Here is a 25,344-nt window from a genome sequence, read left to right as displayed (position 1 = left end):
TCAGAAGCTCCCTATTTTTATTTGTTTTATGTCACATATGTATTATCGTCTAACATTTTAACTTTTAGCATTTTTTATCTTTATTAAAGTCCTTTGCAATAAAATAGCAAACTCTCTTAACTCCAGCGATGAGCCATAAGAGTTTGCTCAAACTGATCTGCATATGACTGATAAGCTAGACGCTAAGCATTAAGGCTATTCTAATGTTTAAGGACGCTCTTGGGTCGGTAACATCAACTCCTAATAATTCTTGACATTTCTCAATACGATATTTGACGGTATTTCGATGAACAAATAGTATATTGGCAGTTAACGTTGTCTCACACTGATTATCTAAGTATACCTTAAGGGTTTCACGTAATTCTTTTAAATTATTTGTTTGAGGATAAGCTAACTCTTTTAGTACTGATTCGCAAAAATAATTAATATCTTTACTGTCGATATCGTGAAAAAGATGTTGAACTCCCGAATTGTTATAATAGCTAATAGTCTCTTTATTATAATCTGTCAATCGAGCTTTAAATGCTAAGGACGCTTGGTCAATCGACCTGGATACTTGATCAATTGAACTGACTGATTCGCCGACGCTAAAAATCATGTCAATATTAACCAGTTTTAACAAATCATCATGACACTGCATTAATTTCTCATCCAGATTACCGACATGATTTTGTAAGATTAGATAGAGATGGGCATTAGCGTCTGTTTGAAATAAAAACATATCCTTAAAATATTCTTGACCATAAATTTTTAGAAAATCTAAAATTAACGCATATTTTTCATAGAGTTTAACTGTTTTTAATTTAGGTTCCAGTGCACTTGAAACATTTACTTCAACAGCCAAGTAATAGTTGGAGTCAACATATTTAATTTCTTCAATCGTTTTATAAAGAATCCCTTTATTTAAGGTATCTCCTCCCATAGTCTCTAACATAAAACTAGAGGAAGTGTGTAAATAGCTGGAAAAAACTTTTTCCGTTTTATAAAGAATATAGGAAAGAACTAATTTGGCTTGATCAATCGTAAAGGCAGATATGGGGTAGGTCATATTCTCTGGGTTTAATATGAGCAAGTAATGGGGAAAGTATTTAAATACAAAGACACTGCTGGCAGAGATTAGAAGTGTCTGGTCATTTTCATCTTTCATTTTAAAATAATCATTAGGGACTTGTTTTTGTTTAAATCGCTTTTGAAACTGCTCCTGCAACGATTGAATAAGAAGTGGTTTTTTAGTGAAATGATGCGAATAACTCACCGCTTTTTTTATTGGGCTCAAGAGAATAATCGGACATTTAATGATTTTACTGAATTCATTGATTACTTTATCAATGGAAGTATTGTTAAGTAAAAGGTCTGAGAATTGCTTTTGAATACTTAGCGCAAACTCAATTTCTTCTTTTCGTTGATTCCAGATATAATTTGAAATTTGATGGAGTAAGCGTCCGAGTGGATATTTATCAGGTATATTAATAATAGGAAAGTTGCGCTGATTGGCATAATCAATCACTTTGGGATGGAGTTCTCCATTAAGAAAACGTCCTGATTTAATGGCTAAACCTACTCCTTTAGCACGAATTAATGAATCGATAAAGGGAATCATCTGCAACTGATCATCTTTAAAAATCATTCCGGTTGTAAGAATTAACGTCTCCGGACTGATATAAAACTCAACATCGGGTGTTTCAGTTATTTCGACGTTACTAACTTCTTGGTGTTCAATTGTTTTTCTATCTGTTAATAATTTAATCTCCGAGAGGTAGTCGATTGTTAATAATTTTTCTACGGATACCACACAAACCATCTCCTTAGTAAACTCATTATACCAAGAGATTTAATTCCTTCCTACTTTTACAAGCCATCTTTTATAGGATATAAAACAACTTAGACTGAGACTAACCAAAATAACAATTTCTTGCTTGAGCAATTTTATAACTGATTTTCATCTTCCTTTTTTAAAAGACTTGACGCTTATCACTTTCTTCAATATAAAAAATAGTCTAGCAATTGATAGATTGTTAGACTATTTTTAAATTTATTAATTATCTTGTTTTTTCTAAGCTTATGTGGTTTATTCAGCAAAAGCACCTTTATTACCATACTGATTAAAATGAACAGTATCTGACTCAAGGTAATCGATAATATGTTTTGGAATATCAATCCCTTTTTCAAGATTACGTTCTGTGCTTAAAACCGCTAATTCTCCAGGATAGTAGACCTGATCGAAGCCATCAGCTGGTTTGATAGCATGCAACTCCTCTACCATCTGTTCAATATTGGAAGTAAATTGATCCAAGCTAGTAAAGCGTGCTGGGTCGACCGCGATATAAACGTGTCCTAAGTCTCTGCCCTTGTCTAAATCATTATACATTGAAGAGACACTCTTACCAAAAGGTAAGCCAAAGAGCATACCCGAAAGAATATCAACAATCATCATTAAACCATATCCCTTGGGACCCGCAATTGGTAAAAGACCTGCTACTTTATGTGGATCGGTGGTCGAATTACCTTCAGCATCAACTGCCCAGGTATCCGGAATTGACTCGCCCTTTGAACGCGCATCCAAGACTTTGCCCCAAGCTTGAACAGTGGTTGCCATATCAAAGAAGATTGGACGACCCTCCTTGCGAGGTGCACCAAAAGCAATCGGATTGGTTCCAAAATAATTTTCAGACCCTCCAAAAGGCACTACCATAGGATCAGATTGTGTCATCGACAGGCTAACATAACCAGCTTCTGCCAACTTCTCAACATAGTAAGCTAACATACCTGTATGACTAACATGGGTGACTCCTACCATGGCAATTCCATTTTCTTTTACTAATTCGATGACTTTTTCTAAAGCAAGATTAGCAATATAATGTCCTTGACCATTGTCACCATCAAAAGTAGCTGTCGCAGGACCTGTTTTTGTATAAGTAATCTTCGGTTCTTTGGTCACGCCCCCCTTGGCAATGCGTTCAGCATAATATGCAACACGAACAGCTCCGTGAGAATGAATATCAGATAAATCAGCATAAGTTAAGTGTTTAGCCGTTTCTAAAGCCGAATCTTCTGGTAGTCCTGCTGCCATTAACTTCTTTTTTATTAAGTCTTGTAGACGACTGGCTTGAATTTTTACTGTTTCATTTTTATCTGTCATTTTATCCTCCTATAGTTTAGGGTTGCGGTTAGCATCTTTAGAATAAACATAAGATAAAGGTTCGTCACGTCCAACAGCATAAGCGCATTGTAAAGAATATCTTCCCATAAAGATGTAGTCACCTTTTTCGACCGGGAACCACTTATTATCAAGGTTATACATTCCTTGACCAGAAAGTAGATAAGCACCATGTTCTTGATAGTGGGTTTCGATATATCCATGACTAGCTCCTGGTTGGAATTCAAGAATATGAATATTCATATCAAAGCCAAAATCATCTGTTGGCAAGAAGTTCCATAAGAGGACGTCTTTCATACCTTCATACTCAATTGGTTGTAAATCAGCTTTATTACCCACCACTTTATGCGCTTCATGACCTTCAATAGCATCATAACGTCGTTGGTACAAGAAAACTTCTGTTATCTCTTTTTGAGCATTTTCTAGATACATTAATTGATCTACTGGGAAGAAAGCGTAGCCACCATCTGTTAATAGGTGTTCTTCTTTACCATCACTTACTTTTAATTTGCCTGAGATAACATAAGCAAATGTTTCAAGCCCTTCTCCACCAAAACCACGTTCGTTCTTACCGCCTTCTTGGAACTCTGCAATATAATCATTAAAGCTAGCGCCAAGAGCAGGTGAGCCTAAAATTGAAATCAAAACATTTTCAAATCCTGGAATCTGATTATTCACTAAACCATCATGCGGTAAAATTGCATATAAGTCTTTCTCAACCACAGCACGGCTTTCTAATAAACCATCTCTATAACCTGTTTTATTGTTTTTATATCCCATTTAAACCTCTCCTTTTAAAAGTTTGTTTTTTAGTATTAGTTGTAAGTAAAATTGTGCTCCCAAGAGCATATCATTACCTGAAGTGTGCCCATACGATTGGATTGCACGAATTGATTGACTTAACTGATCAGTTGCTTGATTCTCTATCGCCTCAATCAATTTCAGCCATATCGGATTGACTTGTCTTGCTAAAGCAGCATGATAATAGGCTTGACTAACTTTAGTTGTTGCTTTTACTTTCAGCGCTTGCTGGATGAGATTAGATAATATTACACAGGTTTGTTCAAACGAAGCAATTGGACCTCGGCGACTTAAGAGACTCTGTTCCATAACTAGCATTCCTTGTAAAAAGTCATCTCCCGAAGGAGTTAGTCCAAGCCCTTTACCAAAAAGAAATTGGACTAAATCTGACATTTTAGCTGGATCAGTCAATAAATCATTTTGTAGATCGCCAAGCAATTTGTTTTGATAGTAATTTTGCAGTGTAGCTAACTTATTAAAAGCCGATTGCTGATAAACTTTGGCTTTTCTCAGGCTATCAATAAGCTGTTTTAAATCTTTAACGGTTAGCTTTAAAGAATAAGCGGGTAAACAACAAGAATATCTTTGATAGTCGACTAGATCAATTTTTAGGGGTAAAGGGCGCGTATAGACAATCCATGAATGGTTACGCTGTCGAATTTGTTCACCCGGCTTCAGACAGCGCATCAACTGATTAAACACTTGCTTGTTTTCTAACTGAACGCCTATTACAGAAGCCTTTTCTTGATTAACTGCTGAAAGATAAATCAGTTGTTGTGAACCCTCTGTCTTTCTTGTGACTAAATTAATCCCATGTTCAAAGACAGAGTCGACCCAATATATTTGATCTTCTAAGGGGAAAAGATAAGTCGAGATCAATAGGGCTGTTTTATCCGCTACTAGCTTATTCATCCACCTTAATTCCTAATGATTCCGCAAAAGCTACTAAAGCTTTTTCAAAGCAAGCAATCGGAGCAGTAACCGTTCCAGCACCTACTTGACCGACACCTGCTTTCTTATGTGCAATACCAGTATTAATAATTGGTTCAATTCCTGTTTCAACAACTTTACGAATATCGATTCCTAAGTTAGCTCCACGGAAATCCCAAGTTGGAATAGACCAGTTAGGGTTTTGTGCGCTGACTATTTTTGCTTGTTCATTGGAAATGCGAACTGCGTCTTCAAAACCACCTGCACCGATAAAGCGTGTCACTCCAGGGGCCGCTACAATGGCTGAACCACCTAAACCGATAGTCTCTGTAATTGCAGAGTCTCCGATATCCTTACTACCGTCTTCTTCACTATAACCAGTGAAATATAGACCCTTCGGCGTATTAACAGGTGCAGTAAACCATTGGTCACCCATGGCTGCAATACGAACACCAAAGTTTTCACCATTACGTGCCATAGTGGTAACAATACAGCCTTCTTGAATCTTACGTGCGTAGTCAACAATCGCTTTGCCAGTAGCCATCGCAATATTGAGGAAGAACTGGTCGGTATCCGCTAAGAATTGAATCACTTCCTGCTTTTGTTTAGCATCAATATCTAAGGATGTAATGATTGGAGCAATTTCTTTTAGGAATACAAGGGAAGCCGCAATATTTCTTTGGTGGAATTCATCACCCATGGTAATGGCTTTAGCAATCATAACATTGACATTAATACCACCTTCAATTTGACGTAACGCTTGTCCTAATACAGGCCCTAATACATCACGCATCCATTCAAGACGAGTAATAACTTCCTCATTGTTGGCTCCGAAACGTAATACCGTTCCGATCCCTTCGTTCATAATACAGTAACCAGTGGTACCGTCTGCTTTATTTTCAACGATAAAGACAGGGAAATTAGCAGTAGTAATTCCGCCCATAGGGCCTACTGCGCCCACATGGTGACAAGGCATGAAGGTGATTTCTCCAGCATCAATTTGTTGTTGTGCTTCTTCATGATTGGAAGCCCAGCCTTCAAATAGCATCGCTCCAATAACTGAACCTTGCATTGGACCCGTCATGTTTTCATATTTCACTGGTGGTCCAGCATGTAAAACAACTTTTTTATCCGTATTTAATTCTGGGATAACCTCTTTAGCATATTTCACATCGATTAAGTAAGGTTGCGAATCTCGCATACGACCAATTACTTTCTGGTTGGCTTCATCAATAGCCTCTGCATGTTTTTCTAGTTCATTTAAGATCTTGATTAATTTCTTATTGCCACCTGCTTTTGGTCGCCAGTTGTATTGAATAGCTTTGCCTCCAAACTTAATAATTGGATCCACAAAACTTTCGATACCAATATTTATAACACGTGGAGAAGTCATCACTAATTCTTGAACGTGTTCACTTGGACTAGGTAATTCGATCTTTTCGCCTGTATAAGCCACATGTTCTTTAGCAGCAAATTGATAGTGAACGCCCATCAATTCTAAAGCTAAACGAATCGCTTTTGCGTTAGTTGTTTCAACATAAACGCCCGCTTCTTTTAAGTTGGCTACAGCCTTATCGTAATCTTGAGGATCGTTTGGTGTTCCCGTTACAGTCGCAACAACATAAACTTCACGTTCACTATCAGCCAATTTTGAGAGATTTTCTTGAATAGTAGGAATCAGAGCATTAGCCATATCTGGGTGTGAACCATATCCTAAGACAACATCTAATAAAATAACACCTGTCTTTTCATCTGCAAAAGCTTCTTCTAACTTTTCAATTCGAATACTTGGGTCAATCATTGGATGTGGTTTACCTTGTGTATAAACATCGTCTCCTAAGTCCATCACTTGGAAACCGTGCGTATTTAAGATGTAACCTTCTTCGTTTTGAATATCTCCTAGTTCTAAAGCATCTGCAATTAGCATGGCTGCTTCATTTGCTAATGTTCCACCTGAGTAGAGACCTTTTACTGTTTTATCTTTTAATTGAGATTGGATTTGGTTATCTAACCCGTCCACATATTTAGCTTTGACTTCTTCACCATTAGCTAAGTCTATTGCTATTCTAGCTGCTTCTTCTAATGTATAAGCTAAAGCTACATTACCAATATGTTCGGTTGGTTTTTCACCTAAGAAAATAGCTACTACAGGCTTAGATAGGGATTGTAATACTTTAACAACTTGATCCCTTACTTCTTTTGCAGGTGGTTTAGAAATAACACAGATGACATCTGTCAATGGGTGCTTTTCTAAAGCGATAATGGCGTCAATCATGGTACGTGCGCCAACTGCTTCCTTCAAGTCTCTACCACCAGTGCCAATAGCGTGAACTACTCCGCCACCTAAACGATCAATAATGGTTGTGACTTCTTGAATGCCTGTCCCTGAAGCTCCAACCACACCAATATTTCCTGGTTTCACAACATTGGTAAAGGCCATTGGAATACTCGAAATGATTCCTGTCCCACAATCAGGCCCCATGAATAAGAGTCCTTTTTCATGCGCCTTCTCTTTTAGTCTCACTTCATCTTCCATTGAAACGTTATCTGAGAATGAGAAAACATGTAAATTATTATCAAGCGCCTTTTCTATCTCATAGGCTGCATACTCTCCTGGAATAGATACTAAGGCTAAATTAGCATCTGGTAAAGCTTCCATTGCTTCCTCCCAGTTATCAACATCTACCTTATTATCAGATTCTTTCTTAACCGTTAGGTCTGCCAGAAAATGATCGATTTCTTCTAAAACTTTGTCAAAAACTGCTTGATCTTCTGTTTCAACTACAATTGCCAAATCATTAGCACCAGCAGATTCTAATTCAGGAGTAGATAAACCGGCCCCTTTAAAGATATCCTTATTTGCATCCGTCGCCATCATAACCTGTGCTTGAGTAACACCATCAACTTTATTAATTTCTGCTGATAAAAGCATCAAGTTAATAGAGTCTTGATAATTACCTTTTTGAATTTTTGTGAATAACAAGAAAACCCCTCCCTTTGTCTACTATTATATCGTTTTCCTTCATATAATTCGATTGCTCAGTTTACAAATAAAACGCCTTCTTTTGTTCATTTCGAACAAAAATAAGGTTTCTTTCATTTTAAATTTGTAGTGGATGCGTTAAAAAGAATGTTAAAATAACCTTACAAGAATGGGCTCCATCTCCCTATTTAGAAGAAGGTGATTTAAATTCGACAAATAATTGATGTTTTTCAAACTCCTCACTATAAAATTTCAGCTACACTATATAGATCTTCACTGCCACAAAGCCAGATGTTGATTTATCTTCACGGTGGTGGACTGATTTTTGGTCAACGCGAAGACTTGCCGGGCGAATATATCGAATTACTTAACAGTAAAGGATATTCGATACTAGCTCTTGACTACTTATTAGCTCCTGAAAGTAATTTAGAGCAAATCATTAATCTTTTAAGCAAAACTCTTGAATGGTATCAAAATGCAGGTTATCAATTAGCAGGCCAAATAGATCCTTCGTACAATCTATTTGGCCGGTCAGCCGGAGCTTATCTTGCCCTACAACTAGCTACAAGAAGGTCTTCTAAATGGTTGAAAACTATCATCAGCTTTTATGGCTATTACAAGTTAAATGATGCAAACTTTATCTATCCTAATCCTTACCATAATAAATTTGCGAAAGTGTCCAAAGAATTAATCGAGACTTTCATTCAAAACAAACCTATCAGTCAGGGAAACGAAAATGAGCGTTATTTAATCTACCTCTATTGTAGACAAGTTGGAAATTGGATTGAATTTCTAACGGATGATCCAAACAGTTTTTCACTCACTAAAGAGCAAATTAACCTACTACCTCCTTTACTTCTTGTCCATGCTGATAAAGACCCTGATGTTCCCATTCAACAATCAAAACAACTAAACAAATTCGCTAATCAAAGTCATTTGATTGAGGTTGCTTCTGCAGATCATGATTTCGATCGAACAAATTTAACAAAAGGGAGAGAGGTTTATCTGCAAGTCATAGAGTGGCTTGATTCGTTATCAAATTAAATAAAAATTGAAAGGATGTTTTTATGCAGTTAGATTTTATGTCCACGCTTCAAAGTGTGCTCGTCTTATTCATTCTTATTATTATTGGCTTTTTTGCTGGTAGGTGGAAAGTAATCAGTGCTCAAGGTCAAAAAGATATTACCAACCTTGTTTTGTATATCACCATGCCGGCAACCATCTTTAATGCCATGCAATTAGATTTTAATATTGAACGTGTGCAAAGAGCTTTTACAATTCTAATAATTGTAGCCGTTTGTTATGCTGGTATGTTGTTATTAGGATGGTTAGTTGCTAAACAAACTAAGTTAAGTATTTCCGAGCAGGATGTTTTTAGAGTGGCCCTTCTTTTATCTAATACCTCTTTTATGGGTTACCCTATTGTTAGTAATCTCTTAGGAGAAGAAGCTCTATTCTATGCTGTTATCGGCGCCGGGTTTTTATTTGAAACTGTCTCATGGTCAATTGGTATTTATTTAATGGGAAGAAACGGTTCAGGTAAGGTAGAATTTAATTGGAAAAAAATTGTTCTAAGTCCCGGCATCTTATCGATAGTCGTTGGTTTAATCTTCTTTCTTTTTAGTTGGCGAGTTCCTCAACCCTTGGATAAAGTTTTGAATATTTTAAGCCCGGCAACTTCACCGCTAGCCATGATTGTTGTTGGTTTAATTCTATCGCGCAGTGATATTTCTAAGATATTCGCTAATAAATTCTTATATATTCAAGCTTTACTCAAACTCGTTTTTATACCTCTAATAATTCTCTTTACTTTAAAAGCTTTTAATTTCTCAAACTATGAGTTAATTATTCCGACTATCATGTTAGCTATGCCGACAGCATCTTATGTAGCTATGTTTGCTCAAAATTACGACAATCATCCTGAGTTTGCTAGTCAGATGGTCTTTATGACTTCTCTGCTCTCAGTCGTTACCATACCAATCATCACTTTGCTCTTCTAATTAAAAAGTCTTCTGTTGGTATTAAAAAACCCCTAAGAATTAGATCCAATCTATTCTTAGGGACTATTTGCTTCTTCTGAAAACAAATTAGTCTATATTTAATTATTTAAATTCTCCAACAAACTCCTCTGTTACTCCCTTATCTATGCTATAAACCTCATGTCCTCTTACATAAGTAGCCATAACAGTTGCACCAATTTCGCTACCAATATAAGGACTGATCTTATTGCGATATTCTAAATCTTCAGCAGTTAAGACGTAAGATTTATTAGGATCAATTAAAACGATATCTGCATCTTTGCCTACTGATAAGCTTCCTTTTGTATCATCAATACCAAAACGACGGGCTGGTTGTGTCGCAATCACTTGTGCAAATTGCTCAAGAGACATACCACGCTTATTAACTGCTTCATCAAAGAACACATCGACATCATTTTGTACGCCTGAGATACCGCCCCAAGCATCAAATGCATTTTCTTTATCTTTCAAGTCTGGGGTACATGGAGAATGATCAGAGATTGATGAAATAATATCCCCTGAAAAGACATAATCCCATAAACCATCTTGAGCTTCTTTATCACGGATTGGTGGTGAACATTTAGCCACATTTCCAATAGCATCTAATTGGTCTGTTGTAAAGTATAAATAATGTAAACAAGTCTCACAAGTGACATCGACACCTTCTTGTTGCCCTTTAATAACTGCTTCCACACCTTCTGGGCAAGCCACGTGACAGATATGAATGCGACAGCCTGTTTCTTTAGCAAAAAGAATTGCTCGTTGAATAGGTTCCACCTCTGTAAAGACTGGACGAGTCGCCACATACTCTGACAATTTTGATTTGCCTTCCGCTTTTGCTTTTTCACCTAGGCGATCAGTAATCGCTGCATTTTCAGCATGGATAGCTAGAACTTTTCCTGTCTTCGCAATTTGTTTCATCCCTTCGTAGAGTGAATAGTCATCCACATTTTGGAAGTCTCCATCAATTGAACGGTCGCCACAAGTTGCCATAAAACATTTATAGGCCGTTACACCGTTCTCATATAATTCTTGAATACCACCTGTTTCAACATTATAAGGAACGAGTCCTCCAAATGAGAAAACATCCACTTTTAATTTACCTTGACCAGATTGGTATTTGTCCTTAATACTCGCTTCATCAGTTGTTGCTGGTACTTGGTTCAATGGCATTTCTAAGAAAGAAGTTACTCCTCCCTTAGCACAAGCAGAAGTTCCTGTAACATAACCTTCCCACTCATCACGATACCCACCACCATTTTCAGTAATATGAACGTGACAATCAAACATTCCCGGACTAACAATTAATCCTTTAGCGTCAACCTCTTGCTCAGCCGATAAATTTTCACCAATTGCAGCAATCTTTCCGTCTTTGACTGCCAAATCGGTCACAACTGCGCCGCTTTCTAAAATGACTTGACCATTCTTGATGACTAAATCATATGACATAAAATAACCTCCTAATAAATTTTTATTAAGCGTCCAAAATAATTAAATTTAATTATTCTGCACGATTTAATACAAAGTAAACAAGTAATCCCACTACAAAACCATCAATCCAAGAGATTTGGGACAGAAACTCTAGGGCTGGGATAAATTGTCCGACAATTGAAACAACAAACCCACAAATGGTTGCGATATAAGCTTTCTTATTGACACCAGAATAAGGGTTATCCGCTGCTTGCTCTGGTGAATAGTATAGTAAATCCAAGTCGATCTTTTGTTTGTCCACAAAGTAGAAGTGAGCAATCATAACACCGGCTACAGGGCCTAACAAGCTTCCAATATAGTTAAGGAAAACTAGAATTACACTCCCTGACTCCATGAATTTCCAAGGCATTATGATAAAACTGATAATACTTGCGATGATAACACCTTTACGATAATTAATTTTTTGTGGAAAAAGAGCTGTTAACTGGAAGGCTGCTGGAATAATATTACCAGTCGCATTAGTTGAAACGGTTGTCATCAATAAGACAAAAGAAGCCAAGAAAATAGCCGGCATAGAGTCCCATTGATTAATAATTTGTAAGACATCTCCTTGATGTGAAACACCAGTAATGGCCGCACCATTTAAAACAGTGATACTTGCAAAAGCAAAAATGACATACCCAACTAACAACGATAAGATTTGTCCTATTGTTTGAGACTTGGTGGAAGTTGCGTTTTGAGTAAAGTCAGAAACACTTACTCCTGGAGCTGCCCAAACAGATAAGGTAGATGCAATAATAATCAAATAGGCTAGAGGGGTTGCAACCGATTGATTAACAGCTGTTACATGGTCGAAAATTGGTCCAAACCCGCCCGCTACACTCAATCCCCAAACAACCATTCCTCCGAACACAACATAAATAAGTGGATTTAGTATAGCTGTAAACTTGTTTAATACGCGGCCTCCCCCTAAGCCAATCATTACATTGATCAAGAAGAAGACTACAAATGATAAAAAGGCCGGTACAGAAAGGCCTAAAATATTAATGCCTTCACCAACATTCAAGAAAGCTGGCCAAATTCTACTTACTAAGATCAACAAAGCTTTCGAACCTGCATAGTTTTGGACCCCAAACCAAGCAATAGCTGCCACAACTCCCCTTAGAAAGCCAGGCAATTTAGATCCTGCACTACCATAAACAGAACGTAAATGAATGGCAAATGGAATGCCATACATAGACCCTGCTTTACCGTTAACTGTCATTAGTCCCGCTACTGCTAGTCCCGCCAAAATGATAGCTAAGAACACGTGAATAGGTGCCACCCCTAAAGCTAGAAAGCCACCAACAGTTAGATAATTAGGAATATTATGGACCGATCCCATCCACAGAGTAAAGAAGTTAAGTGTTGACATACTACGTTGTTCTGGCTTATTAGGCAATATGTCATCATTGGTATATCCCCTTGATTTAAACAAATCAATTTGTTCTTGTCTTACTAAGACATCATTATGTTCCATTATTAAAAGTCCTCCAAATTATTTTAATAGGCCAATTCTTTTAAGGCCTCTGCTAAAGCTTGTATCCCTTCAACAATATCCACCGCCTCGGTATGTTCTTCCGGATTATGACTAATTCCTTTGATGGAAGGAACGAAGATCATAGCTGTTGGAACTTGTGGAGCAAATATCTGTGAATCATGCCCCGCTCCTGAATGCATGATTTGATAATTTAATTGGTTATCCTGACAAACTTTTTCTAAAACTTTAACAATCTCAGGATCCATTGGCACTGGTGGCTCATTCATCCATAAATTCATTTCTACTTCAATCGCTTTTTCATGACAATGTTTCTCAATAGTTGTTTCAATAAATACAGCAAACTCATCGAGAGCTTCCTGGTTAGTGTGCCTAGTATCAATTGAAAACTCCATTTCTCCAGGAACAACATTCACCACATTAGGCTTTACTTCTACGTGGCCAAAGGTTACGACTAAAGGATCGCCAATTTCATTTGCTTTATCAATGACTTCAGAAACAATTCTAGCGTAACAGTCGATGACATCTTTACGATATCTCATTAAGGTCGTTCCGGCATGATTAGCTTCACCCTTTAATTTAATGGTGTAGCGTTTTTGCCCCACTATGGCATTAACAACCCCAACTTTTTTGCCTGCATTTTCCAAGAAGTTTCCTTGTTCAATATGTAATTCTACAAAAGCATCAAAGTGATTAAAGCGTGGAGAATCTACAAGGTAATTAAAGCCTGCTTCCTTCATAGCTGTCTCAAAAGGAACACCGTCATTGTCCTTAATGGTTTCAACATCTTCTTTTTTCGCTAAACCAAAAATATTTTTAGATCCCCAAAAGGCATATGGAAAACGAGAGCCTTCCTCTTCTGCCATCGAAACAATTCGCAAAGATTTCTTTGGTTGGCCGTATTCTTCAACCAACCCCTTAATCGCTAAGTAGGCAGACATAATACCCAATTGGCCATCTAGACGACCACCATCAACAACTGTATCAATATGCGATCCTGAGGCGATGATTGATTCTGGCTCTTCACTACCTTCAACTGTTGCAAACATATTCCCTACTTCGTCGAACTCTACCTTCATCCCCTCTTTTTCAAAAAGTTCTTTCAAGGCATTCTGAGCTTCAATCCATGATTTGCTATATAAAAGTCTTGTAGTACCTTTTCCTTCTTTATCAGAAATACTCGAAATCCAATCCATTTGGCGATCGATTTCTGCTGGTGAAATTTTTATCATAGTTCGCACCCTTTCCAAATTTTGCCCATTTGTATCTTGCATACATTATAGTGTAAAACGGTTTCATTTCTCATTGTTATATTTGCTCAACTTTACAATGTATTTTGTCTAAAGTGAACAAAAACAACCCTCTGTTAGTTAAGCGAACTTTTTGTCTATAAACTGTTTGAGTTTAAAGCCCTCTCTTACTTTTTGAATAATTACCACGCCCCCATTATTCATAGACCGCATATCATAAAACTCATCAATATGTTCTGTTTTTGGTAATAGAATTTGAAGTATATGGCGAATATTGATACTGTGTCCAACAAATAAGATACAAGCCTCCGTCTCAATTAATTCATTAAACAATTTATCCATTCCTTCTTTAAGACGCTTACAATAAACAGCATAGTCTTCTCCTTGACCTAGAGGGTCAGCAGGTTGTAATGCTGTCAGCCTTTGTTTTTCTGTTGTATTTCTCAACATACTCTCTACAGAATCAAAACCCAAATATCTCCTTATGATATCCCAAGTTTGATAGCTTTCCATACCTTCAAAGGAACCAAAGCTAATTTCTCGAAAATCTGCCATTTCTATAATGGGAATCATCCAATTCGGATAGATACTTTGTTCAATAAGAATTTCGGCTGTGGTACGTGTTCTCTTTAAATCACTTACAATCGCCGCATCAAATTTAACCTTACTTAATTTTTCGCCTAAATCTTTAACTGCTTGAATCCCTTCTGCTGTCAATAAAGGATCACACCACCCTTGGGTACGCCCATTCTTATTAAAAAACGTTTCACCATGACGGACAAAATATATGGTTAACCCGTTAGACATTTAATCATTCCTTTAACAAATTTGTGTGCTTAGTAGGATCCCGTGCTATACTTATTTTAAATCTTCAAGGAGGAGCAACCATGACCTACTTATCATACTCGTATTTCTACCAAAACTGGTTTAAAAACTTTTCGATTGATAGCCAACAAATCCAAACCTTTTGTCAAAAATACAATCAGTCTCAAACCATTAAGTCTCGCCAGATTGAATTAACAACCATTCAAAGAGCGTTAAAAGACTTTAAAGATAATCAAACAGTTTACTTGGCAGTTTTACAGCAAATTATTAAGCAAGACTTTCTGCTAACTAATATTCAACTAAATGATTGGCAACAATTGGTCATTATGATTGTATGTATTCAAGCTTTAATAGAGCTGTATAAAAAGTACGATCTCCCTCTTAATATATTACAAAATACACTATCCGACCTTTTTTTACGTATTAACTTATCCCAGTCTGTCGGTTTATCAACAGATGATTTTGAATGGTTAGCACGTATCTTTCGTCTTAGGATTTTCAAGTTAGGCGAGCTTCAATTTGAATTTACTCTTTTTGATTCAGCCACTCTTCCTAAAGACATTTCTTACATTAATAACGGTAGTAAAATCCTTCAAGATGCTCTCCCTATTATTAGTGTCCACATCATGCAAGATAGTTTAATTGATGAAGCACACTCTTCAACTGCTTTTTACTTAGCTCGAGCCTTTAAAAAAAGATATTTAACTAATTTCCCAGCACAATACTTTTACTGTTATTCTTGGCTCTTAAATCCTAACAACTCATTTTTATTAGGATCTCAAAGCAATATTCTATCTTTTTCAAGTAACTTTGACCTAATCGCCCATTCTGCCTATCCTGATATGGCCTTAGAGCATATTTATGGTTCTAAAGATATCCATCCTGACTCAATGCCTCAAATCACTAGTTTGCAAAGAAGAGCAAAAAGTCATCTTTCATTTCTGGGAATTGGAGTGGGGATTGTTCCTTTCTAGGAAATACTATCCTTTAATTGACCCTGCTGATAAACCTGATACAAGATCTTTTCTAAAAACCATTGCGATAACTGCTGGTGGAATAATAGCTATTAAACCAGAGGCTGCAATCATACTATAGTCAATAGCATCTCTTGTCATAAACTCAGATAGAACTAGGGTAATTACTTTATTATTCTGAGTTGACGTTAAAATCATTGGGATTTGAAATTGGCTCCAACTCATTAACAAGAGAATTAAGACACAGGTAATAATAGCTGTTCGTGACATGGGTAAAATCACCCTCCAGAAAAGCTGCCATTCTGTACAACCATCGAGTTCTGCTGCTTCCCACATTTCTTTAGGAATCTTATTAAAATGCGTAATCAACATCCAAGTTGCTAGAGGTAAAAAAGCAGTCACATAAATGACACTAATCCAGAAAAGCTTATCCAGCAACTGATAGTTTGAAAAAATAGCAAATATTGGAATGATGGTGGTAAACACAGGAATAACGATGGTAATCAATAATAAGCGTAAAATCACTTTTCGTAAGCGAAAGCGAAAACGCACCATAGCGTAACTGGTTAAAACAGCTAAAGGCACCCCAATAAAGAGAGTATATAAGGAACTAATTAAGGAATTCTTTAAGCCATTAAAAATGGTTATATGTGCCTTATCTGTCGGATCAAACAAGCTTTGATAATTTGTAAAAGTTGCTTGACTGGGTAGAAAGCGACCTCCCGCTTTCATTAATTCTGCTTTAGGGGTGACGCTAATTATAAAAGCCCAAATAAGGGGACCTAAAGTGAATAGCAGAAAGATAATTACAGTTATAATGTATAACCAATCCCAACGTTTATTTTTAAGCATGATCTCCCTCCAATCTTAGCGAACGAATATAAAAGTAACCAATAATCCCCGATAAAATCATGATTATATAGGTAATCGCTGACCCTAGACCAAAGTCTAAAAAGCTAAAGGTATTTAAATAATTATATATTAAAAGGGTTTGTCCTTCATAACGGTAACCTACTAAAGAAATTACCTCATCAAAAACATTTAAACCTGCCATAGTTGCTTGGATTAACACAATTGAAAGTGTAGGCAAAATCATTCTTAGCGTTATATAGAAAAACTCTGAATAACGACTGGCACCATCCATTTTAGCCGCTTCGTAGATTTCTTTAGGAATTGTTTGTAGGGTTGCCAAAATTAAAATGGCACAAAAAGGTACCACCCGCCAAGCAATTACAATTGAAACGACAATTAGGAGTAAATAACGATTATTAATCCAAGCAACTGGCTGATCAATAATTGAAAGACTCATCAATAATTTATTCATAAAACCATAACTGGGATGAAAAATAAATTGCCAGACAATACCATTAACTAGGGGGGGCAAAGCCCAAGGAACAATTGCAATACCCGTTAGCATTGGGCTAATAACTGTCCGCTTATTGAGCAAAAGTCCCACAATAATGCTGGAAATGACGGTTAAAAAGACGACTAATAAAAAAACCATCAAACTATTTTGAAAAGCATGATGAAAATCTTCTGAGAGTAAAACCTCTTTATAATTATCGAGTCCGATAAACTTAAAGCGGTCTGGTCTACTTAATTTAAACGCATGAAGACTGTAGATGAAGGTGCGTACAATTGGTAAGTAGACGAACAATCCCATGATAAGCATCATGGGTAAGATTAGAAAAATGGCTTTTTTAGATTTTTTCATAATAAACTCCTTTTAAATCATTGATCCCTACTATCATTTTTATAATAGCACGGATCAACCCTTAAAAATTTAAATCTAGGTGTAGTGCACTACACCTAGATTTATTATTAATTACTCAGCAAATTCCTCAACAACACTATTTACTTTTTCAACTAATTCTTTAACAACCTCTTCGGCAGAAAGATCTGAAGTTACCATTTTATTGATAGTATTATAAATTTCGGCACTCATTTCGGTGTAATATTCTGGCACCCCATTTGGGAATGGCGATTCAACCATTTCAGCCAATTCAACCATCGCACCTGTGTTTTTAATCTTTTCCTCATCAATTAGCTGCTGTAAGATGCTTAATCGTGTAGGAAGTGCTCCTACCGCATCAAATAATTCTAATTGAGTTTCTTCGGAAGTATACCACTTAACGAAGGTTTGAGCAGCTTCCATATTTTCAGTATTTGGTGAAATACCTACTGCTTCTTGGAAAGGTACTGTTCTTTCAGCGTTTGCATCAACACCTGGCAGTAAAATTGGTTTTACCTGTCCAACTACTGTTGACTCCTCTTCATTATTAACGCGACCAACAAATGAAGATGGGCCTACTATAAAGGCAGTATCTCCTGAGTTAATCTGTCTGTAAGCGTCCATTCCCGAACCGTTCACATTACCTGGATTAATTAATTCTTCATCTGATAAAGCCTTAATAATAGTTAATGCATCGAGAGACGCTTCTTCATTCAAAGTATTATCCTCATTAAATAAAATACCATTGCGTGTATAAGCCAACCAGAAGAAAGTAGTCGTTAAATTTTCATCCGCACCTAACGGAAGCGATACTGGGTATTCTGTAATTCCAGCATCTTTAATAGTTTTAGCTTGTTCCATCACTTGATCCCAAGTTACTGGCGGTTCTTCTAAGCCAGCCTCCTCATACATTTTTGTATTGTAGTAGGCAATCCGAAAATCATTTGCATAAGGGACTGCATAGACCTCATCGTTTAGCATAAATTGCTCGATTGCTGGAAAAGCATCCGCATCTGGCAAATCAATAGGAGCCAACCAATCTGCGCTGGTGAATTCTCCCATCCAAGACCAATCTACTTCAAAGACATCCGCTGCCACCGTGTTACTTGCAGCTGCAATCGCTAACTTATCACGAATATCGTCCCAACTAGTTGGTAAAACATTGACTTTAATCCCATACTCTTCTTCAAATCTAGCCAACATTTCATCCGATGGAGCTCCCCAATCAGGAATCATAAAGCTAATTTCTATACCTGCATTTTCTTCTTGAGCCATAGCTGTTAAAGGTGCTAACACAGTTGATAAAGTGAGCGATGCTGCTAAGATGCTTTTTAATGTTTTTTTCATATTTTTCTCCTTTATTCTTTAAGTTGTTGGAATGACTAAATCCCTAAATAATTATCTATTCTAGCCTACCACATCCTTTCCATCTTTTTTAGTAATAAGTCTTGAAGCAGAGTCTTTATCGAAGATTGGATATGGCCATTCTTCTAAGCGTGTGATTCAACCCTCGAATGGCAATCGATAATTGCATAATATTTTCAAACGGGGCAATGCCCCCACTACCTGAACAACCAATATGCAAAATATCTGCACCACCTATTTTAGCAGTTAATCCCAATTGAGTAACCACCTCTTTTTGTGAACAATCCTGACTCGTCCCGTTAGCTGCTAAACTCAAAGCCCCCACTTTGTGAATCAACTGACAACTGCGCCTAAACTCTTCCATCGAGTAACCAGGCACGGTTCCAACTTGAGGTAATATGATAATTTCAGCCCCAGCTGTCAAAAAGTGTTGCACCCATTCTTCTGAAGAAATAGGTTCATCATAGGCTGCCCCATGCATTTTGCCAGCAATCACAATACCAGAATAATGGTTTTTCGCCAGACGAATACCTTCTACTATTGCCTGATTACTAACTCCGGATTGTGGGTTTCCTGTTAAGCATATAAAATCTAACCCCAATTCTTCCACTCTTTTTAAGCTTTCAACACTACATATACGCCCCTCAACTAGGCTCTTTACTTTTTCCAAATAATGTCCCTCACTGGCTACCGGTTCTAAATTGACACCGATGGGACGTTGGACAAACTGTTTCAAAGTTTCAATTGGATGTGGCGTATCTGGTAAAGCCCATATCTTTGGATTAAAAACATCTACTTGATTGAGCAAAATCAAATCCGCACCAGCGGCTCGAGCAAGTTCACTGTTAGTAAGATCAGGTAGGTGAGGAGTTCGATCTTCTCTTAATTCTACTAATAAAGTTCTGCCTTCATTAGCTCGTATACTATTGAGTAAATCCGAGGAAGTCATCGTAGCAAAATCACTTGCGAAACAATCTAACATACGCTTACTATTCAAAATTAACCCCTCGCTCTTTTTCTATTAGTTGCACTAGCATTATTTAAGTCCTACCGCTTTTGTGAACAACAGGCTTCCTATAAACAAAACCACTCTCAACATCTTGGATGGATGCATCTAAATAATATTCCTGATGCTATTATAACTTACTAACAGGCCGCGGACCTATCAGAGTTTCTAATAAATAGGCCTGATTTATTAGATAACTTCTTAAAATTCTATTTAATTAAGTGGTAGGCCACAATGGCTATTGCTTGGAAAACTTATGCACTGTTCCCTTTAAGCATCCTACAAACTAGCTCCCCTTGGTGTCATTTTAGAAACTGATAGATTTATATTATAAAATAATGCTCCAATCGTTACCTGACGGATTATTTTAGTCGTTCATGTCCCATTAAGCTAAGAATATAAAATATAAAAAACATCCTTATCAGACAATTGATCACACTTACTATTTTATCGCAAGGCCTCCCACGCATACCTTAAAACTTTCGACTTGAGTTTTTTAGGTGGAAGATATTGTGTTGCTATTTTTTGTTTGCGCTAGGATCGAATTAGGTCGGTATTAGTGATATACTTTGTTTGAAATGAGACCATTACCATTTATTCGTAAATCTTTCAATGAAGGAGTTTTACAATGCACCAAATAGAAAAAATAACCAAAAGTTACCATACAGGGGGCTTTAAGCAAAAAGCCTTGGATAATGTGACGTTCAATTTAAGAGACAATGAGTTTGTATCTATTTTAGGTCACAGCGGGTCAGGTAAAACGACGTTACTCAATATCATTGGCGGCTTGGACCGCTATGACAGTGGTGATATTATTATTAATGGCATTTCAACCAAAAATTATAAAGACAAAGACTGGGATTCATACCGCAACCACTCGGTCGGTTTTGTCTTTCAAAGCTATAATTTAATCCCTCACCAATCCGTTTTATCCAATGTTGAATTGGCACTTACTATTTCAGGAATTTCAGCCAAGCTTCGGAAGCAAAAAGCTATCAAAGCCTTAGAGGAAGTAGGGTTAAAAGATCATATCAACAAACAGCCCAATCATTTATCTGGGGGGCAAATGCAACGAGTTGCGATCGCACGAGCATTAGTCAATGAGCCAGATATTCTTTTAGCCGATGAACCGACAGGAGCCTTAGATACACAGACTAGCCTTCAAATAATGAACCTATTAAAAAACGTTGCCAAAAAACGTTTGGTCGTGATGGTTACTCATAATGCTGAATTGGCTCACCAATACTCCAACCGCATTATTGAATTGCAAGACGGCAAAGTCATTTCTGACACCCATCCTTTAGCCATTGAAGAAAACAAAAACTCTAAGCATGAAAGCATGGGCAAGTCTTCCATGTCGTTTCTTACGGCCTTGTCGTTAAGTTTTAATAATTTAAACGCTAAAAAAGCCCGAACGTTTTTGACAGCTTTTGCAGGGTCCATCGGGATTATTGGAATTGCCCTCATTCTATCGCTATCGACCGGCGTGAATAACTATATTGATAACGTCCAAGAAGAGACTATGTCGGCCTATCCAATAACCATTGAACAGGAGTCTGTCGACTTTAGTCAATTAATGTCGGCAAGAAGAGCGGAAACTTCTACTAAAGAAACAGAAGATACCGACTCTAAAAATGAAAATTTAGACGTCATCTACAGTAACAATGAATCGCTTGAACAAATGAGTGAGTTCAATTCTTCTTTTCGCCAAAATAATTTAACAGCTTTCAAAAAATATTTAGATCAAGATGACAATGAACTTTCTAACTATGTCGGCAAAAATGGTATCGTTTATTCTTACGCTATCAATTTTGATTTATTCGCCTACGACGAAAATGAGCGTTTGATCAATACTGATGGTAGTTCTTTTGAAAGTGTAAATCGACAACCAAGAACAAACTTTAGCTCCCCTTCAAACTCGTTTAATCAACCCAACACAAAAATTAGCGAACTTCTTCCAGGTCAAGGTGAGCAAGTTATTAGCCCAGTTGTAAAGGATAATTATCATTTAATCGATGGTAAATGGCCTGAAAAATATAATGAGATGGTGCTGGTTGTAAATGAAGCCAATGAAATCAGCCTTTCTGATTTTTACGAGTTTGGCATGCTCCCCGCTAAAGATTATGAGAAAATTCTCAATCAAATAGAAAATGATGAAGAACTTCTCCTCGAAAAAAAGACACTTCGGTTTAAAGACCTACGCAATCAAACTTTTTATTTATTACCTCGCAGTGATTACTATGAGAAAAACGCGCGAGGTAATTATCAAAAACTGACTGACGATCCCTTAACGATTGAAAAAGTTGTTAAAGAAAAAGCTATCCCGATAAAAATTTCCGGTATCATTCAACCAGTTGATAATGCTAAAACCTTAACCATTCGCACTCCGCTTGCTTATACACGCAAATTAAGAAACTTTTTAATGGCTTATGTCAATCAAAGTGACATCGTTCAAGCACAAAAAAAGCAACCAAAAACCAACGTTTTAAATGGTCTAGCTTTTGAAGCAGCTAACGATAGAGAAAAAATTGAAGATGTCTATCATTATTTAGAGGATTTCACCCTCAGTCAACAAGCTGAATTTATTAAGCAAATTCAAGCAAAACAGCAAAGCTTAGAACCGTTCGCAACAACAGAGCCAAATTTAGCTGACAATCCGGCTAATATCGCGGATCCATTTAATCAAGTCGTTAAAGACCTGGATGATTCGTCCCTTCTTGAAATTTATGATTCTTCAATTGCACCGGCTAGTTACGACACTAATTTAAAAGAATTTGGTGTCGTTTCTACTGAAAATCCTTCTGCAATCAGTATTTATGCAGATGATTTTGCTGATAAAGAAGCTATTTCTGACGCAATTGAAGCTTATAATCAGACTGTTAGTGAAAAGGAAAAAATTACCTACTCCGACTTTGCCGGCTTAATCATGTCTTCCGTTTCGGAAATTATGAATGTTATTACCTACGTTCTCATTGCTTTTGTCAGCGTATCATTACTCGTATCATCGATTATGATCGGGATCATCACTTATATCTCAGTATTAGAACGCACAAAAGAAATTGGTATTCTAAGAGCCATCGGCGCCTCAAAAAGAAATATTTCAACGGTTTTTAATGCTGAAACGATTATTATCGGCTTGTTTTCAGGATTATTAGGCATCGGGTTTACTTATTTATTACACACTCCTTTAAACAATTTATTGCTGCACTTATTAGAAGAAGATGTCACAGTCAGCTTATCTTTTAAAAATGCCCTTATCTTAATTGGCTTAAGCATTCTACTATCATTTATTGCTGGTTTAATTCCATCTAAACAAGCTTCACGCAAAAACCCGGTTGAAGCTCTTCGTAGTGAATAGATTTGACCTCCAACCTCCTATCCATTTTAACTTCGAACTTTAATACAAAATAACTTCCTAACAAACTGTCTCAAAACAGTTTGTTAGGAAGATTTTTTATTAGATGTTATTTCTTGCCACATAGAAATAACATAGGGACTCTTTGAGTATATTCTTGCCAATCTTCATATTACTACATATTTTTTCTAATAAAGGAATAGATATTTTTATCAATACTGTCGCCATTACTAGAGGAGAAATAACTAGAACGATATAATAAACAGGATGAACGGCTTGAATAAATAATAAGGTGAACCCACTAATATATAGGTCGACCCAAACTAAGATCTCTCTAAAATAATTAGGATGACGGGGCATTGACCATAAGTCTGTTCGGAGTCATTTGCCTGTGTTTTTATTTATGTGTTATCTAAGTTGTTCATCGCCAACCACTTCGACAAACAGACCAATGACAGCAATTAGCAAGCTAATTATTACAATGTAATTATGACTCATAGAAAAATCAAATTGATTGTATTTAATAATCGAATAGCTTACCGAGCCGACAATAAAATTAAAGATTCCTTGCAACACAAAGACTAAGCCCCACCCTATATCGACAATTGAGTTGCCCTTAATTTTAGTAGTAATCAAAAAAATAATAGTGAAATAAATAAAGGGGAAAAGAAGTGGCAACATCAAGCCACCTCCATCTTAGTCATAAAGCCTTGAGTGGCGATCACCAAGGTGACTATAAATAACATACTATATATAATTACCCTTTTAAAATCCAGTTAACCCCCTTCTTATTCGATTCAGTAGTTAAAGCGATAGCGACCGAACCTATCCTCGCACTCATCGCTACAAATGCTAAAATTTCCATCGTATAATCTAGCCCCCTACTAATTAATTAAGTTTAATATTCCTCAAATTCTTGCACGCATTGGCCTCCATAGGCATGAACACTAGCATAGTTAATAATTGTATGCTCTGGCATACAATTATTAACTCATTTTTGAATCTTTTTAATATTACCCTTTTAACTAATGGTCATACCTATTGCTACCCCTCCGCCAACCTCATCCATCGAGACTACTGGTTTTAAAATGACCTTATTGGTAACAAAAACCTGCGCCCTAGCTATGCATCCTGATTTAACATATATTTCAAGGTAGGAGCGTTGATAAAGAGATGCGTTTTCTTAATAGTTCCTTCTATTCTTTTAACCGTTTCTTAAAAGTCCTCTCTAGCGGCTAAAACTTCTGCAGCTTTTTTAACCACCAGTCACTGAGCGCCTGAATTAAATTTTGAATCAATGACTTTAATTGGGGTATTCGCTAATTCTTTCAAGTTATAATAGATGTTTTTGCTGATTCATTTATACACTTTCTTTCTATAAAGCGACTAACAAAAAAATAAAATCCCTCTTAACATAATTCATAGGCTTCGCTTTTTAAATTTTATATTTAAGCTTCAAGATAAGCCGGCTACATGATTCTCTTTAAGCAATCTATGCTAAGTAATTTTGAATAATTTGATAATTAAATTTAATAATAAATTTTCTAGCAAGTTTTCATTATCTATAATATATGTTGTTTATATCTAATTTAATATTGAATTGTTTGACTTGTTGGGTTTTCGTTCGTACAATAAAGCTGAATGAAATATGTTTGTCATAAAATAAGCATATTCATTTTATTGTTGCTGATTAATAAATTCTATTGATGAAAGGGAGAGTTGAATGAAAAAATCAATTTTAAATCAGATGAAAGTGGGAGTGCTATCTCTATCAGCCATTGCCCTATTAGTTGGTTGTACAAATGAGAACACTACCACGAATACTGACACATCCGTTGATGAAACAACAGCTACTGAAGTGATGAATGAAGAAACTGAAGAGGAAACAACTAAAGAGGAAACAACTAAAGAAGAAAGTACCAAAGAAGAGAGCTCTAAAGAAGAGAGTACCAAAGAAATAAGCTCTAAAGAAGAAAGTAC

19 protein-coding genes and 1 pseudogene are annotated in these 25,344 nt (G+C 36.5%); 5 read left to right on the top strand and 15 right to left on the bottom strand.

The window, feature by feature from the left end:
- Positions 1–175: 175 nt before the first annotated feature.
- The 5 genes from ACQV18_RS08270 to fdrA all read right to left on the bottom strand — a co-directional run bounded on the left by ACQV18_RS08270 (position 176) and on the right by fdrA (position 7,871).
- Positions 176–1,792 carry a PucR family transcriptional regulator gene (locus ACQV18_RS08270; protein ID WP_428892912.1) on the bottom strand — a complete coding sequence of 539 codons (1,617 nt, stop codon included), beginning with the start codon at positions 1,790–1,792 and terminating at the stop codon, positions 176–178.
- Between the two features lie 276 nt (positions 1,793–2,068).
- A complete protein-coding gene (allD, locus tag ACQV18_RS08265; protein WP_428874216.1) occupies positions 2,069–3,139 on the bottom strand; it encodes an ureidoglycolate dehydrogenase in 1,071 nt (356 codons plus the stop codon).
- Between the two features lie 9 nt (positions 3,140–3,148).
- Positions 3,149–3,937: a (S)-ureidoglycine aminohydrolase gene (allE, locus tag ACQV18_RS08260; RefSeq protein WP_428874215.1), complete on the bottom strand. Its 789-nt coding sequence runs from the start codon at positions 3,935–3,937 to the stop codon at positions 3,149–3,151.
- The gene (locus tag ACQV18_RS08255) at positions 3,938–4,870 is read right to left on the bottom strand and encodes a DUF2877 domain-containing protein (RefSeq protein WP_428874214.1); all 933 of its coding nucleotides are present in this window, start codon (positions 4,868–4,870) and stop codon (positions 3,938–3,940) included. It lies immediately after the preceding gene.
- Complete coding sequence (gene fdrA, locus ACQV18_RS08250) at positions 4,863–7,871, bottom strand: acyl-CoA synthetase FdrA (protein ID WP_428874213.1); 3,009 nt, start codon at positions 7,869–7,871, stop codon at positions 4,863–4,865. The genes ACQV18_RS08255 and fdrA overlap by 8 nt, the downstream gene beginning before the upstream one ends.
- A 291-nt stretch (positions 7,872–8,162) precedes the next feature.
- Between fdrA and ACQV18_RS08245 the strand changes: the two genes are divergently transcribed.
- On the top strand, positions 8,163–8,915 hold the full coding sequence (locus ACQV18_RS08245) for an alpha/beta hydrolase (protein ID WP_428874211.1): 753 nt from the start codon (positions 8,163–8,165) through the stop codon (positions 8,913–8,915).
- Positions 8,916–8,938: 23 nt separating this feature from the next.
- Entirely contained in the window at positions 8,939–9,871 is a 933-nt protein-coding gene (locus tag ACQV18_RS08240; RefSeq protein WP_428874210.1) for an AEC family transporter, read from the top strand.
- A 102-nt stretch (positions 9,872–9,973) separates the two neighbouring features.
- Here the strand turns inward: ACQV18_RS08240 and allB are convergent, their stop codons facing one another.
- The 4 genes from allB to ACQV18_RS08220 all read right to left on the bottom strand — a co-directional run bounded on the left by allB (position 9,974) and on the right by ACQV18_RS08220 (position 14,914).
- Positions 9,974–11,338 carry an allantoinase AllB gene (gene allB, locus ACQV18_RS08235; protein ID WP_428874208.1) on the bottom strand — a complete coding sequence of 455 codons (1,365 nt, stop codon included), beginning with the start codon at positions 11,336–11,338 and terminating at the stop codon, positions 9,974–9,976.
- Between the two features lie 52 nt (positions 11,339–11,390).
- Positions 11,391–12,839, bottom strand: coding sequence for an allantoin permease (gene allW, locus ACQV18_RS08230; protein WP_428874207.1), 1,449 nt, complete (start codon positions 12,837–12,839; stop codon positions 11,391–11,393).
- A gap of 23 nt (positions 12,840–12,862) precedes the next feature.
- Positions 12,863–14,089, bottom strand: a complete 1,227-nt coding sequence (allC, locus tag ACQV18_RS08225) for an allantoate deiminase (RefSeq protein WP_428874230.1) — start codon at positions 14,087–14,089, stop codon at positions 12,863–12,865.
- Positions 14,090–14,227: 138 nt separating this feature from the next.
- Positions 14,228–14,914: a histidine phosphatase family protein gene (locus ACQV18_RS08220; RefSeq protein ID WP_428874206.1), complete on the bottom strand. Its 687-nt coding sequence runs from the start codon at positions 14,912–14,914 to the stop codon at positions 14,228–14,230.
- A gap of 80 nt (positions 14,915–14,994) precedes the next feature.
- Here ACQV18_RS08220 and ACQV18_RS08215 point away from each other — a divergent pair, with 80 nt between their 5' ends.
- The gene (locus tag ACQV18_RS08215; protein WP_428874205.1) at positions 14,995–15,906 is read left to right on the top strand and encodes a hypothetical protein; all 912 of its coding nucleotides are present in this window, start codon (positions 14,995–14,997) and stop codon (positions 15,904–15,906) included.
- A 6-nt stretch (positions 15,907–15,912) separates the two neighbouring features.
- On the opposite strand, the gene ACQV18_RS08210 is transcribed toward ACQV18_RS08215, so the two are convergent.
- The 4 genes from ACQV18_RS08210 to ACQV18_RS08195 all read right to left on the bottom strand — a co-directional run bounded on the left by ACQV18_RS08210 (position 15,913) and on the right by ACQV18_RS08195 (position 20,000).
- Positions 15,913–16,758, bottom strand: coding sequence for a carbohydrate ABC transporter permease (locus tag ACQV18_RS08210; protein WP_428874203.1), 846 nt, complete (start codon positions 16,756–16,758; stop codon positions 15,913–15,915).
- Positions 16,751–17,620: a carbohydrate ABC transporter permease gene (locus ACQV18_RS08205; protein WP_428874202.1), complete on the bottom strand. Its 870-nt coding sequence runs from the start codon at positions 17,618–17,620 to the stop codon at positions 16,751–16,753. Before ACQV18_RS08205 ends, ACQV18_RS08210 begins: the two co-directional genes overlap by 8 nt.
- Before the next feature lie 111 nt (positions 17,621–17,731).
- On the bottom strand, positions 17,732–18,985 hold the full coding sequence (locus ACQV18_RS08200; protein WP_428874201.1) for an ABC transporter substrate-binding protein: 1,254 nt from the start codon (positions 18,983–18,985) through the stop codon (positions 17,732–17,734).
- Positions 18,986–19,100: 115 nt separating this feature from the next.
- On the bottom strand, positions 19,101–20,000 hold the full coding sequence (locus ACQV18_RS08195) for a haloacid dehalogenase-like hydrolase (RefSeq protein WP_428882380.1): 900 nt from the start codon (positions 19,998–20,000) through the stop codon (positions 19,101–19,103).
- Positions 20,001–20,637: 637 nt separating this feature from the next.
- Between ACQV18_RS08195 and ACQV18_RS08190 the strand changes: the two genes are divergently transcribed.
- On the top strand, positions 20,638–23,367 hold the full coding sequence (locus ACQV18_RS08190; RefSeq protein ID WP_428892911.1) for an ATP-binding cassette domain-containing protein: 2,730 nt from the start codon (positions 20,638–20,640) through the stop codon (positions 23,365–23,367).
- Positions 23,368–23,466: 99 nt separating this feature from the next.
- Here the strand turns inward: ACQV18_RS08190 and ACQV18_RS08185 are convergent.
- Together ACQV18_RS08185 and ACQV18_RS08180 are read right to left on the bottom strand one after the other, a co-directional pair.
- Positions 23,467–23,730, bottom strand: a pseudogene (locus ACQV18_RS08185) (DUF1295 domain-containing protein); the annotation flags it as partial.
- 42 nt (positions 23,731–23,772) lie between these two features.
- The gene (locus ACQV18_RS08180; RefSeq protein ID WP_428875343.1) at positions 23,773–24,045 is read right to left on the bottom strand and encodes a hypothetical protein; all 273 of its coding nucleotides are present in this window, start codon (positions 24,043–24,045) and stop codon (positions 23,773–23,775) included.
- Positions 24,046–25,087: 1,042 nt separating this feature from the next.
- On the opposite strand from ACQV18_RS08180, the gene ACQV18_RS08175 reads away from it, so the two are divergent.
- Positions 25,088–25,344: hypothetical protein (locus tag ACQV18_RS08175; RefSeq protein ID WP_428876168.1), on the top strand; the 257-nt coding region annotated here is incomplete at its 3' end.

It is taken from the genome of Facklamia sp. P9177 (assembly GCF_050409585.1).
In the GTDB taxonomy this organism is placed as follows: Bacteria; Bacillota; Bacilli; order Lactobacillales; family Aerococcaceae; genus Facklamia.
This window is presented reverse-complemented; position numbering and strand designations above follow the sequence as displayed.

What these genes read in the sequence shown, in the direction of transcription:
- allC (WP_428874230.1), bottom strand. Translation starts at nt 14,089, where the DNA reads ATGATAAAAATTTCACCAGCAGAAATCGATCGCCAAATGGATTGGATT.
- ACQV18_RS08180 (WP_428875343.1), bottom strand. Translation starts at nt 24,045, where the DNA reads ATGTTGCCACTTCTTTTCCCCTTTATTTATTTCACTATTATTTTTTTG.
- ACQV18_RS08200 (WP_428874201.1), bottom strand. Translation starts at nt 18,985, where the DNA reads ATGAAAAAAACATTAAAAAGCATCTTAGCAGCATCGCTCACTTTATCA.
- ACQV18_RS08190 (WP_428892911.1), top strand. Translation starts at nt 20,638, where the DNA reads ATGCACCAAATAGAAAAAATAACCAAAAGTTACCATACAGGGGGCTTT.
- ACQV18_RS08240 (WP_428874210.1), top strand. Translation starts at nt 8,939, where the DNA reads ATGCAGTTAGATTTTATGTCCACGCTTCAAAGTGTGCTCGTCTTATTC.
- ACQV18_RS08220 (WP_428874206.1), bottom strand. Translation starts at nt 14,914, where the DNA reads ATGTCTAACGGGTTAACCATATATTTTGTCCGTCATGGTGAAACGTTT.
- ACQV18_RS08210 (WP_428874203.1), bottom strand. Translation starts at nt 16,758, where the DNA reads ATGCTTAAAAATAAACGTTGGGATTGGTTATACATTATAACTGTAATT.
- allW (WP_428874207.1), bottom strand. Translation starts at nt 12,839, where the DNA reads ATGGAACATAATGATGTCTTAGTAAGACAAGAACAAATTGATTTGTTT.
- ACQV18_RS08255 (WP_428874214.1), bottom strand. Translation starts at nt 4,870, where the DNA reads ATGAATAAGCTAGTAGCGGATAAAACAGCCCTATTGATCTCGACTTAT.
- allD (WP_428874216.1), bottom strand. Translation starts at nt 3,139, where the DNA reads ATGACAGATAAAAATGAAACAGTAAAAATTCAAGCCAGTCGTCTACAA.
- ACQV18_RS08245 (WP_428874211.1), top strand. Translation starts at nt 8,163, where the DNA reads ATGTTGATTTATCTTCACGGTGGTGGACTGATTTTTGGTCAACGCGAA.
- ACQV18_RS08205 (WP_428874202.1), bottom strand. Translation starts at nt 17,620, where the DNA reads ATGAAAAAATCTAAAAAAGCCATTTTTCTAATCTTACCCATGATGCTT.
- allE (WP_428874215.1), bottom strand. Translation starts at nt 3,937, where the DNA reads ATGGGATATAAAAACAATAAAACAGGTTATAGAGATGGTTTATTAGAA.
- allB (WP_428874208.1), bottom strand. Translation starts at nt 11,338, where the DNA reads ATGTCATATGATTTAGTCATCAAGAATGGTCAAGTCATTTTAGAAAGC.
- ACQV18_RS08215 (WP_428874205.1), top strand. Translation starts at nt 14,995, where the DNA reads ATGACCTACTTATCATACTCGTATTTCTACCAAAACTGGTTTAAAAAC.